Source organism: uncultured Rothia sp. (genome assembly GCF_916049665.1).
In the GTDB taxonomy this organism is placed as follows: Bacteria; Actinomycetota; Actinomycetes; order Actinomycetales; family Micrococcaceae; genus Rothia.
In genome coordinates this window covers 1-12925 of record NZ_CAJZIE010000063.1, presented here as the reverse complement: position 1 = coordinate 12925, position 12925 = coordinate 1, and the positions used below count along the sequence as shown (strand labels likewise).

Annotated in this window: 9 protein-coding genes; all 9 read right to left on the bottom strand. The window is 58.0% G+C overall.

Going from position 1 to position 12925, the window contains the following annotated elements; translation table 11 throughout:
• Positions 1-107 precede the first annotated feature (107 nt).
• The 9 genes from tyrS to QZ540_RS06795 all read right to left on the bottom strand — a co-directional run bounded on the left by tyrS (position 108) and on the right by QZ540_RS06795 (position 12804).
• The gene (tyrS, locus tag QZ540_RS06835; RefSeq protein WP_294628683.1) at positions 108-1412 is read right to left on the bottom strand and encodes a tyrosine--tRNA ligase; all 1305 of its coding nucleotides are present in this window, start codon (positions 1410-1412) and stop codon (positions 108-110) included.
• A 167-nt stretch (positions 1413-1579) separates the two neighbouring features.
• Entirely contained in the window at positions 1580-3874 is a 2295-nt protein-coding gene (locus tag QZ540_RS06830) for an AAA family ATPase (protein ID WP_294628681.1), read from the bottom strand.
• Positions 3875-4057: 183 nt separating this feature from the next.
• On the bottom strand, positions 4058-4633 hold the full coding sequence (locus QZ540_RS06825) for an adenine phosphoribosyltransferase (protein ID WP_294628679.1): 576 nt from the start codon (positions 4631-4633) through the stop codon (positions 4058-4060).
• A 133-nt stretch (positions 4634-4766) separates the two neighbouring features.
• Positions 4767-6341: an AMP-binding protein gene (locus QZ540_RS06820; protein WP_294628677.1), complete on the bottom strand. Its 1575-nt coding sequence runs from the start codon at positions 6339-6341 to the stop codon at positions 4767-4769.
• Positions 6342-6492: 151 nt separating this feature from the next.
• On the bottom strand, positions 6493-6978 hold the full coding sequence (locus tag QZ540_RS06815) for an arginine repressor (protein WP_044150633.1): 486 nt from the start codon (positions 6976-6978) through the stop codon (positions 6493-6495).
• A gap of 394 nt (positions 6979-7372) precedes the next feature.
• Positions 7373-8152: a hypothetical protein gene (locus tag QZ540_RS06810; protein WP_294628674.1), complete on the bottom strand. Its 780-nt coding sequence runs from the start codon at positions 8150-8152 to the stop codon at positions 7373-7375.
• A 191-nt stretch (positions 8153-8343) separates the two neighbouring features.
• Positions 8344-10914: a phenylalanine--tRNA ligase subunit beta gene (gene pheT / locus QZ540_RS06805; RefSeq protein WP_294628673.1), complete on the bottom strand. Its 2571-nt coding sequence runs from the start codon at positions 10912-10914 to the stop codon at positions 8344-8346.
• A 3-nt stretch (positions 10915-10917) separates the two neighbouring features.
• A complete protein-coding gene (pheS, locus tag QZ540_RS06800; RefSeq protein WP_070594156.1) occupies positions 10918-12045 on the bottom strand; it encodes a phenylalanine--tRNA ligase subunit alpha in 1128 nt (375 codons plus the stop codon).
• A 237-nt stretch (positions 12046-12282) separates the two neighbouring features.
• Complete coding sequence (locus tag QZ540_RS06795) at positions 12283-12804, bottom strand: hypothetical protein (protein WP_049352677.1); 522 nt, start codon at positions 12802-12804, stop codon at positions 12283-12285.
• Between the last annotated feature and the right edge of the window lie 121 nt (positions 12805-12925).

Below are 12925 nucleotides of genomic sequence, written 5' to 3'. Positions count from 1 at the left end.
GGGATATGTAGGAGAACAAAAAGGAGAGGCACTCCCCTACTGAATACTTCAGCAGAGAAGAACCCCTCCCCATCTATATGTATCGAGAAGACTAAATCAGCTCTGTACTAGATCAGCTCTACAGCGCCCTGGTTCTTCTTGCCACGGCGAACCATCGCAAAACGACCGTGCAGCAGATCATCCCTAGAAATAGCTGCGTCCTCACCCTGAACCTTCACGCCGTTCACCGAAGCGCCGCCCTCCTTCAGAATGCGACGAGCCTCAGAGTTAGACTTCGCAAAGCCCAGCTCAGTCAGAACAGAAATCAGGTCCAGGCGGTCCTCAGACAGCTTAGCCGAAGGAAGCTCAGCAACCACAGATTCCAGGGTAGCCTCATCCAGAGCAGCGAAATCGCCCTTACCGAACAGAGCCTCCGAAGCAGCCACAGCCTGATCAGTAGCCTCAGTACCGTGAACCAGCGAAGTCACCAGGTACGCCAGAGTCTTCTGAGCCTCACGCTTGAACGGCTCCTTCTCAACCTTCTCAGCGAACTCAGCAATCTCAGCACGAGTCAGGAAGGTGAAGACCTTCAGACGATCCACCACATCCGCATCCGCGGTGTTCAGCCAGAACTGGTAGAACGCGTACGGCGAGCACATCTGCGGGTTCAGCCAAATAGCGTTACCCTCGCTCTTACCGAACTTAGTGCCGTCAGAGTTAGTAATCAGCGGGGTACCAATAGCGTGGACGCTCTTACCCTCCACCTTACGAATCAGCTCGGTACCACTGGTCAGGTTACCCCACTGATCAGAACCACCGGTCTGCAGGGTGCAGCCAAAACGACGGTTCAGCTCCAGGAAGTCCAGACCCTGCAGAATCTGGTACGAGAACTCGGTGTACGAAATGCCCTCATCAGAGTTCAGGCGCTTCGCCACAATCTCCTTCTTCACCATGGTGCCCACGCGGAAGTGCTTACCAACATCGCGCAGCAGCTGCAGAGCAGACATCTGACCGCTCCAGTCCAGGTTATTCACCATACGAGCAGCGTTTTCACCTTCGAAAGAAAGGAAACGCTCAATCTGCGCGCGCAGAGACTTAACCCACTCAGCCACAACCTCGGGCGAGTTCAGCACACGCTCAGAAGTCTGACGCGGATCACCAATCAAACCGGTGAAACCACCCACCAGACCCAGCGGCTTGTGACCGGCAAGCTGCAGACGACGCATCACCAGCAGCTGCACCAGGTGACCCAGGTGCAAAGAAGCCGCAGTCGGATCATAGCCCGTGTAGAAAGTCAGGCTCTCCTCGCTCAGCGCCTTCTCCAGAGCAGCCTCATCAGTGCTCACGTGCACCAGGCCGCGCCACTTCAGCTCCTGCCAAATATTCTCGAAGGTATCGTCATTATGCTGCGCGTTGAGGATCTCGGCAGACATGCTTCTCCCATTCACAAGGTAACAACGCCCAAAGGCGCTCGAACAAAATATGTAACAAGCCTAGCACCGCACCGGCACAAACGCTCAGAAAAACCCAAGCGAGCGCCCAAACCGGTACGGCACCGGCTCAAAGAAATAACAAGAAAGGTGCTACAGAGCCACGAAGACTACAGGCCCGCAGGCATCCGCGAACCCACCATGTGCAGGCGCTGAGTCGGACGAGTCATCGACACGTACAAGTCACCCACGGCACCATCAGCATCATCAATCAGCTGCTGCGGCTCAACAATCACCACAACATCAAACTCCAGGCCCTTAGCCTCCCACGGAGTCAGAACCAGCACCTGATTCTCCAAAGCCGTCTGCGCGGTACCCGTACGATCAGCATGAGCACGAGCCACAGCCTGAGCCGTCTGAACATACAGGCTCGGCGGGCACACCACACCAATCAGAGCGCCACCCGAATGAGCGACCTCCTCGCTGACCACAGACACGGTCTGCTCCACCACGGACTCGGCGGCAACCTCATGCACCAGCGGAGGCCACTTGCCCTCACGCACCGCACGAGGCGCAGACACCTCATAGCCTGCAGCCTGAGCAACCGACACCGCTGCCTCAGCAATCTGAGCCGGAGTACGGTAATTAATCGTCAGCTCCTCCAGGGTGAAACGCTCACCCACAAACGGCTCCAACGCCTGCGACCACGACGAAGCCGCCGCCGCAGAAGACGCCTGAGCAATATCGCCAACAATCGTGAACGATTTCATCGGGCAACGACGCATCAGCAGACGCCACTGCATCGGCGAGAGCTCCTGAGCCTCATCCACCACAATATGGCCATACGCCCAGGTACGATCAGCAGAAGCCGCAGCCGCAGCCGTCATACGCTCGCCACGAACCTCATTCATCATCGCAATCTGCTCAGGGGTAATCACGCCATCAGCGCCAATATCTTCCAGCGACTGGTGAACATTCTCCAGCGCCTTCGCAGCGTTCTCAAGGTTCGCACGATGCTCCGCCGCAGCACGAGCCGCAGCAGCCGCACCCGTCACCTTCGAAAAATCACCCAGCAGCTCAGCAGCCTCATCCAGCAGCGGAACATCAGCCTCGGTGAAGGGGGCATCCGCAGGACGAGCCAGCAGCTCACGCTCAGCCTTCGACAGCTCACGGGTTGCCGACTCCAAGTAATGCGGCTTCGAGAACAGCGAGCGCAACAGAGTCTCCGGCGACAGTGGCATCCACGCCAGGTTCAGGGCGCGGCGCACATCCATCGAGGCACGCACATCATCCTGCAAGTACGGACGCTCCACCACACGACCCGCCGCACGGTTCAGCTGATCATCCAGCTTCGCGGTCAGCTCCTTCAACAGAATCTTCACGAACGTCTCACGAGCCTCATTATGCGGCTTGCCAGTCGAACGAGCACGAGAACGAGCCGAACGAACCATCTCCGGAGTCAGCTCAACATCAGTACCCTCAACATTCAGACGCTGAACCTGAGCCGGCACCTTCTGACGATCCGCAACCGCACGCTTAATAACCTTCACCATGCGCAAATCGCCCTTCAATGCGGCAACCGCACGGTCCTTCTCCGGCACAGCACGCAGACCCGGGTACAGGGTCGCCAGCGAAGACATCACCACGCCGGTCTCACCCAGCGACGGAAGCACACGCTCGATGTACCACATGAACGAATTCGAGGGGCCAACCACCAGCACGCCAGCCTTCGACAGGCGCTCACGGTTCGTGTACAGCAGATACGCCGCACGATGCAGAGCCACAGCGGTCTTACCGGTACCGGGACCGCCCTGCACCACGCGCACGCCCGGCAGCTCCGAGCGGATAATCGCATCCTGCTCAGCCTGAATGGTCGCCACAATATCGCCCATGCGGCCGGTACGCTTCTTATTCAACGCCGCCAGCAGAGCACCCTCGCCGTGAAGGGTGTCCTCATCCTGCAGCATCTCTGAATCGAAGACCTCATCCTCAATATTTACAACGGTGCGGCCCTCAAGCATCAGGTGACGGCGACGGCGCACACCCATCGGCTGGAACGCGGTCGCCTGATAGAACGTACCCGCCTCCGGGGCACGCCAGTCCATCAGCAGACGCTGCTGATTGCTATCCGTAATACCAATACGACCGATATAACGCACCGCATCAGCACCCTCACGGTCCATATCCAGGCGACCAAAGGTCAGACGAGAATCCACAGCATTCAGCTGCGCCAAACGATCCTCATAGTGAGTAGCAAAAGAGTCACGCTCCGAACGGTTCTGATGACCGCCCACCGCCTGATTCTTACGCACAGCAGCCAGCTTCTCAGCCGTCTCCTCACGGAGCTCATCCAGACGGGCATACACGCGAGCAACATACTCACGCTCCGCAGCCATCTGCTCAGCAAACAGCTTCTCAGCCGCCGAAGAATCAGCAGACTGCTGGGGCAAAGATTCAGATGACACGTAAGCTCCTTAAACCTATGGTGTCTCAAAGACAGGGTGCGACAGACACCCAAAAATACGGGTCACTATTTTACAGGACAGGCTCCGCAGCGCCGAAATATTACCCCCACAGAAAACCCGCCCAAGCATACACAGAAAAGTGCCCCACCGGATCAACCGGCGGGGCACCCCTCATCTATAAAACTACTTCGACGGCAGCGGATACTCAGAGACCAAGCTCAGCGTCTCAAGACGGTAACCGTCCAGCGCCTCACGACCGCCGAGGCCCTCCAACTCCAGAAGAGCGCCGACGCCGGCAACCTTCAGATCCGCACGCTCCACCAGCTTCGCGGCAGCCACCAGAGTACCGCCAGTCGCCAGCAAATCATCCAGCAGAAGCACACGAGTGCCCGGCGCGAAATCATGACAGTGAATCTCAATCGCCGCGCTACCGTACTCCAGCGCATACTCCTCACGGTACGTCTCACGCGGAAGCTTACCCGCCTTACGAACCGTCATCACACCGGTACCGGTAGCGTACGCGAGCGCAGAAGCCAGCAAGAAGCCACGAGCCTCAACGCCAGCCACCACATCAAACTGACCCTCAAAACGGGCAGCCAGCTCATCAATGCACGCCTTGAAAACCTCAGCATTAGCGAAGAGAGTGGTCACATCGTAAAAGAGGATGCCCTCGTGCGGGTAATTCGGAATCGTAGCGCAAGCAGCCGGAATCAACTGCTCAATAGGGGTTCGCGAAGCCTCAGAAGCGGGAACGCTCATGCTCTCTCTTTCGTGGATGGTTCAGCCCAGGCATAACAACCGGGAACAATAACGCGGTAGAAGCCGCCTACAAGATTCTACCCTCTTAGCCCGCGCTTGTCCTCAGAATAGCGCCACAAACCACGTGGCGGGTTCAGCCCTGCTGAATCGAAACCCGCAAGTCACGCTTGAGGATCTTACCGGTCGGGCCCAGCGGCATGCTCTCCACCATCACGTAGCGGCGAGGATACTTATACGCCGCCAAACGAGTACGCGCCAAAGCATTCAACTCCGCCTGCAGCACGCCCTCATCGGCACCAGGACGCGGCATCACCACGGCGACAATCTCCTCGCCCACGCGCTCATCCGGCACACCCAGCACCGCTACCGACTGCACCTGCTCATGGGTGTAGAGAACATCCTCAATCTCACGCGGATACACCGAATAGCCATTACGCAGAACCATGTCCTTAATACGATCCACGATAAAAATATTGCCCTGCTCATCAACACGAGCAACATCACCGGTCGCAAACCACTCGCCGTCAAAAACCTCAGCAGTAGCCGCCGGATTATTCCAGTAACCAGCCATCACATTCTCGCCGCGAACCCACAGCTGACCGCTCACGCCCGGCGCGCACTCGGTGCCTTCAGAGCAGCGGACCTGCACCTGCACGCCCGGTAGCACACGACCCACCGAACCGAGCACCATGCCAAACTCCGCCTGATTAAAGGAAACCACCGGCGAGGTCTCGCTCAAACCGTAGCCCTCGTATACCGGGCACTCAATCAGCGTCTTCCATGCGGCATGCACCGGGGCGGGCAGCGGCGAACCGCCCGAAATACCGAAACGGATGCGACCGCGCAGCGAGCGCGCACGCTCAGGCTCAGCTTCCAGCGCCGCCGCCAACGACACGTACATGCTCGGCACCGCAGCCAGCACCGAAACCCCCGCACGCTCAATCAGGTTCAGCGCACCCTCGGGAGTAAAACGCGGCAGCAAAGCCACCGTAGCCGACGCCGCAAACGCCGCATTCATCGACACCGTCTGACCGAACGCATGGAACAGCGGAAGACCACCAAAAATAACGTCCTCAGCGGTGAACCCAAAAACGCTCACGCAGCTACGAGCATTCGAGAGGATATTCGCGTGAGTCAGCGTCGCGCCCTTCGGCTTGCCCGTCGTACCCGACGTATAAAGAATAATCGCTGGGTCACTCGCCACCACCGGAACGGGTTCCAGAACCGTCTCGGCAGGCGCATCAAAAGGAGCCACCGGCGAGCCCTCTCCCCCGGTGAAAATCTCGCAACGAACCGAACCGTTCTTCACCAGAACCGTCGACGAAGCCTCCGACGCCAAGCGAGTACCCGCAAAAGCAAAAAGTACCTTCGCCCCGCTATCGCGCAGATGATACTCCAGCTCCGCGCCCGACAGCAGCGGATTCAACGGAACACAAATCGCGCCCGCAGCCACAATGCCGTAATACAGAGCAGGCATCAACGCCACATTCGGCATAGACAACGCCACACGGTCACCACGCTCAACGCCGAGCGCCTCCAGATGACGCTGAACCTGCGAGGCGGCAGACGCCAACTGCGCATAACTCACCACCTGCATATCAGCAGGTTCAGAAGACGGAATCGCCAAAGCAGCCTTAGCCCCGGAAGACGATGCCGCCTCCGCCAAAAGGTAGGCAATATTGTTCGCTGAATCGTGCATTTCAGACATGATAAAAAACTCTCACCACAGAAAATTGGGATACCTAGAAAAGAAGAAGCAGAGCTAGAAGCCCGGAAAAGAGCCCGAAGACAGCAGAAGGGCGTACCCTCAACCACTCCCCTGAAACATCAGAGGAACAGCACAAGATACGCCCCAGCTACTACTGAGCAGCAGACCAATCCAAGAAGCTCTCCGCCAGCGCAGCCCCACCATTGGGGTCACGAGTCACAACAATGACCGTATCGTCACCGGCAATAGTGCCCATAATCGCCTCAAGACCGCCCTGATCAATCGACGAAGCCAAGAACTGCGCGGCACCCGGAGGAGTACGCAGAACCGTAATATTCGCCGAACCCTCAGCGGTAATCAGCAGCTCCTTGAACAGGGAAATCATACGGGCATCAGGTGCAGTACCGCCGCCACGACGAGCAGGGTAATTCGGCACAGCATAAATCAAGCCAGCGCCTTCATCACGGATACGCTCAGCGCCAATTTCAACAAGATCACGGGAAAGGGTCGCCTGAGTAACCTTCATACCATCATCGGTCAGGTACTGCGCCAGTTCAGCCTGGGAGCGGACACGTCGGGTCTGCAGCAATTCAACGATGCGTGCCTGACGCGCGATCTTGGTCGAGGGGAAAGGCATAATATCTCTTCTTCCTACGGTGCCAATCACGAATTCAGAACGGGCTGCCCAGCGGTGGCGCAGCGCAACATTCTTCACTACCCAAGATAATACATATGCACATAAATATGCGCACCAAATATGGATTATTCCAAGATATGGGGGAAATTTCAGGGTTTATCTCACCAGCTGTCACGCAAAACACCGCGAACGTAGCGTGTATCTACACATTCGGGCGCATAACCTCGCAATGAATGCATAGTGTGCAAGAACATTGTGGGCTGGTACGTCACCCCAGTCAAGAGATCTCCGGCAGGCGAGCGCGAAAAAGGAGCCCGCCTCCAGCAACACAACGTGCGCCAGAAACAGGCTCCTTCAACAAAACTTCGAGGTGATTCCTCAGGACTCAGAACGCCTAGCGCTCATCCTCCACCAGACCATCCAGGTCCTCGTACTCAACATCGTGCGAACGACGGTTCAGCCACACAGCAAAACCAAGACCCAGCAGAAGCACCAGCACCGCACCAACAATACTTGCGATACCGGCAAAACGCTCAGCATTCACGCTTGCCTCAGTCACAGGCTTCAACGTGCCCTTCTCAGCGGTATAAACAACCTCAAGGCTGCCGTTCTTCTCCACCAGCAGGCCGTCCACCTCACGTGGGAACTCCGAAGGAACATCACCAGTCTGCGAACCACGGAACTCAATCGAAGCGCCCGAAGTCACCTGGTACTTATCCTTCAGGTTCGACACGTACGTCTTACCGTTCAGAGCGTCATCAGCCGGCAGATTGCCCTTATAACGAGCCACATTACCCTTCGTAATCAGGTCAGGCGTCAAATCCTGATAAGTACCCTGAATAACCCAGCTCTTACCGGCATACTCGGCGTTATTATTGACCGACGCAAACGCGCGGACACCCACAACAGCCAAAACAATGGAAAGAATAACCGCAACAGCAGCAGAAAGAACCGACAGCCAGTTCACACCCGGGCGGTCATCCAGCTCTTCCTCACTCATCGCGAAAAGGGAGGAGTTCTCTTCCTCATCCTCGTAATTCTCGTACTCGTCGTACTCCTCATATTCATGGTCTTCATACTCAGAGTCATCGTACTGAGAATCCTCGAAATAGGTTTCTTCGACCTCAGACTGCGACAGCTCGTCCTGCTCGCGCGAGTTCTCTCGATTAGCCATTACTCTCTCCCTCACTTCATCTATCTTCTAGGGTACCCATAACCACATGAGTTCACCAAGGAAAGCGCTTATCAGCGCTTCATGAACACACCGACAGGTAAACCCACGACGCAACCCCAAAAGCTACGGGGTGGGAGCCAGCGACTCCCACCCCGTCAGCATTAGGCACTACGCCATAGGGTTAGACCCGGTTAGACACGCGGTTCTGCACCCAGCTGCTCAACAGTCGCAGCCACAGCAGCCTCACGAGCAGCCGACGCCTCATCGGCAGTTAGCGTACGATCCGGCGCACGGAAACGCAGCGCAAACGCCAAGGACTTCTTCGACTCATCAATACCGGTACCGCGGTAATCATCGAACACGCGGATATCCTCCAGCAGCTCGCCAGCGCCCTCACGCAGAACACGCTCCACCTCAGAAGCAGGCAGGTCACGATCCACCAGAAGCGCCACATCCTGAGTAGCAGCCGGGAAAGTCAGCACCGGGACAGCCTGATGCGCCTCAACACGACCAGCGAACAGCGCCGAGAAATCCAGCTCAAACGCGCAAGTACGCTCCGGCAGGTTCAGCTCCTGCAGAAGCTTCGGGTGCAGCTCGCCAGCGAAACCAACACGCTCACCGGCAGCGTTCAGAACCTCAGCCACACGGCCCGGGTGGAAGGCAGTGTGCACACCATTACGCACCTGAATCTCAGCCGAAACAGCGGCAGCCACCAGACGCACAGCATCCAGAGCGTCACGCCAGTCGTAGGCACGCGGAGCGGCACCCGGCATCGCCTCGTGCTCAGTACCTGCAAACAGACCAGCAATGAAAGTGGGCTGCTGCGGAATACCGGCGTTCAGATCAGCCAGAACCTCATCCGAGGGGCGAGCACCCAGCGGCGGAATAGACTCGGAGCCCAGCTGCTCACCCGGAATGAACACGTGACCAGCCTCGAAAATAGCCAGGTTCTTGAAACCGCGAGACAGGTTACGCTTCAGAACCTCAACCAGACCCGGCAGCAGCGAGCGGCGCATCCAGCCCTCAGCCGAAGAAATCGGGTTCTCCAAGCGAATCGAAGGAACCTCAGTCACGGGGTTCTCGGGGGTGCTCACCCACGGAGCCGACCACAGATTGTTCGCATCAGCCGACACGAAGGGGTACGCGAACACCTCAGTCAGACCGGAAGCCGCCAGCGCATTCAGTGCACGACGCTTACCCGCCTGCTCCGGAGTGTAACCGCGGCCCGCAGGAGCCACCGGCAGGGTCGAGGGGATGTTCTCGTAGCCGTCAATACGTGCGATTTCCTCGGTCAGGTCTTCCTTCGCGCGCAGGTCAGTACGCCACGACGGAACGGTCACCGCGTAACCAGACTCGGTACGCTCCACCGAGCAACCAATCTCGCGCAGGCAGGACTCAATCTGCTCCGGCGAGTAATCCACGCCAATGCGGCCGGCAGTGTAGTCAGCCGGTAGGTCAATCACGACCGGCTCGTAACCGAGGGATACGTCAGTAACGCCCGGCTCAACCTGAGCACCAGCCAGCTCAACCAGCAGCTCAACCGCACGCTGGGCAGCAGCTGCCTGAATCTGCGGGTCCACGCCGCGCTCGAAACGCTTCGACGCCTCAGAAATCAGCTTGTGACGGCGAGCAGTACGAGCCACCGACACCTCATCAAAACGAGCAGCCTCAACCAGAATGCGGGTGGTCGAATCGGTGACCTCAGTGGAGGCGCCACCCATCACACCGGCAAGACCAATTACGCCCGAATCATCAGCAATAACAATGTCCTCGGGGTGCAGAGTACGCTCCACACCATCCAGGGTCACCAGCTTCTCGCCAGCAACAGCGCGGCGCACAACAATCTCACCCTGAACCTTGTCAGCATCGTAGAAGTGCAGCGGCTGACCGGTCTCCAGCATCACGTAGTTCGAAATATCCACCGGCAGCGACAGCGAGCGCACACCCGCCAGACGCAGACGCGAAGACATCCAGGTCGGAACCGGCGCGTCCGCCTTCACGCCCGAAACCTCACGCATCACGAAACGCACGCAACCCGGGTTACCGTGAATCGGGGCGTCATCACGCAGAGCAACCGCGTGACCGGACTCGTTCGCCTCCGGGGCGCGCTCGCCGTACGCCAGCACAAAATCTTCGAAGGAAGAACCGGTAGCGTGGCACCACTCGCGAGCAATACCGCGCAGAGAGAACGCGTAACCGCGGTCCGGGGTCACGTTCACCTCGGCAGCCTGATCGTACAGACCCAGCAGCTCCATCGCATCGGTGCCAAGCTCCGGGTCCAGGCCCAGGGTCGAAAGCACCAGGATGCCGCCGTGATCATCGCCAATACCCAGCTCACGAGTCGAAGCAATCATGCCAGCCGACTTGTGACCGTAAGTCTTACGGGCAGTAATCGCGAAACCACCGGGCAGAACAGCGCCGGGCAGGGTCACAACAACCTTGTCGCCGGGTTTGAAGTTGTGGGCACCACAAATAATGCCCTGAACGCCGGAAGGCTCAATGCCCTTACCGGTCAGAGTCTGCTCCTGGCCCTCCGGAACCACACGCACCTGGCACCAGTTCACGGTCTTGCCGTTCGAGTGGGTCTCCGGCTCCATAGAGAGCACCTGGCCAACCACAATTGGTCCGGACAGCTCATCAGAGGGGCGGTGAACGTCTTCTTCTTCCAGGCCAACCTTCACCAGGGTTGCCATCAAATCTTCAGCCGAAGCATCCTCGGCTACAGGCACGAACTCGCGCAGCCATGACAGGGGTACACGCATAATTTAGATCTCCATCCCGAACTGCTCAGAGAAACGGATGTCGCCTTCAACCATGTCATGCATGTCAGCGACGTTGTTACGGAACATGAGGGTACGTTCAATACCCATACCGAAAGCGAAGCCCGAGTACTCCTCAGGATCGATACCCGCAGCACGCAGAACATTCGGGTTCACCATGCCGCAGCCGCCCCACTCAATCCACTGCGGGCCGCCCTTAGCGTTCGGGTGCCACAAATCCAGCTCAGCGGAAGGCTCAGTGAACGGGAAGAAGTTCGGGCGCAGGCGGATCTTAGCGTCCTCACCGAACATGGCGCGTGCCATGTACTCCAGGGTGCCCTTCAGGTCAGCCATCGTCAGGCCTTTATCCACGGCAAGGCCCTCAATCTGGTGGAAGACCGGGGTGTGGGTCGCGTCCAGCTCATCGGTGCGGTACACCTGACCCGGGCACACAATGTACAGCGGCAAATCACGCGAAAGTAGCGAGCGCATCTGCACCGGCGACGTGTGAGTGCGCAGCAGCAGGTGAGCGTTCTTCGGCTCAACGTAGAAAGTGTCCTGCATTTCGCGTGCCGGGTGATCCGGCTTAATGTTCAGAGCGTCAAAGTTGTACCACTCAGACTCCAGCTCGGGGCCGTCAGCAACCTCCCAGCCCATACCAACGAAGATATCAGTCAGGCGCTCCTGCATCAGAGCAATCGGGTGGCGGCCGCCCAGGGAACGGCGAGGCGAAGCAGCAGAAACGTCCACAGCTTCCTCAGCCAGGATACGAGCCTCACGCTCAGCCTCCAGCTCGGCGGTACGAGCCTCAATAGCCTCAGTCAGGGCTGCACGAGCCTGACCCATCAGCTTACCCACCGGGCCCTTGTGCTGGTTCTGAAGATCACGCATCTGGCGGTTAGCGATGCTCATGATGCCCTTCTCACCGAAGAAGCTCAGGCGCACCTCCTTGAGGCTGTCAAAGTCCTTAGCCTTCTCGCGAATCTCCTGGCGGGCGCGCTCACGCTCAGCCTCAAAAGCCTCACGGATAGCGTCCAAACCGTTCTCGGGGTTCTCCTCCAGAACCTGCGCAATGCGGGCGAGAACCTGAGCCGGGCCGTTAAGACCCTCGTGTTCCTGCACGGAATCGGTCATTGTCACTCTTCTCTGCATACCACCGGCACTATGCCGGCTGGCTCGTTATACACCTTAGGCAGCACCGTCTGCTCTCCCCCGGCTACCCGCACAGGGTGCGGAACAGGGGGATGGCGACGGGCGCATATCCTATCCATTTTAGACCAGAGAAGGAAGCGCAAACAGCAGAACGCCCGGATAGTCCATCCGGGCGTTCTAGAGTATATCTTTTCAACAACAGGGTTGAAGAGGGTACTTCTACTTCAGAGCCTGCTTCACAGCCGGGTCAAAAGAAGCACGAATCCACAGCACGTTCGCAATGAACCATGCCGCGTACAGGGGCACGAAGCCGTAGCGCTGAGCGTCAATGACATTACCAATCAGAGACAGAATCGCCACGAACGCACCCAGAATCGCAAAAATCAGACCGACAGTCAGGCCCAGACGCTTGCCCTTCTGAATCGTGAAGTAGACCCAGATGTACACAACCGCAGAAACAACCAGCAGGCCGATACCGCCTGCAACGCCGACCTCCGGCAGACCCTTCAGCGGGGACAGGTTATCCGGTGCGAACGAGGAAATAACACCGTGGATCAAGCAGAGCAGCGCGGAGACAATCATAATCTCCTGCAGACGCAGAATCTTCGGGTGCTTGGTCGGCGAGTGGAACAGAATTCCGCGCGGCTCAGCGCCGCCTTCCTGAATATAAATAGCTTGAGTGTCCGAGGGAACCGCGTCGGAGCGGTAGGCACCCGGATCAAACGGGGGTTGAGCAGTCATCATTGTCTCCCAATACGTATGTGATTTCTCCCTCAATACTACCCGCCTACCGATTGGTTTCCAAAGTATGTATCCGTGTCGAACCCATATATGACAAAATCCCCTCCCCAACAAACACACA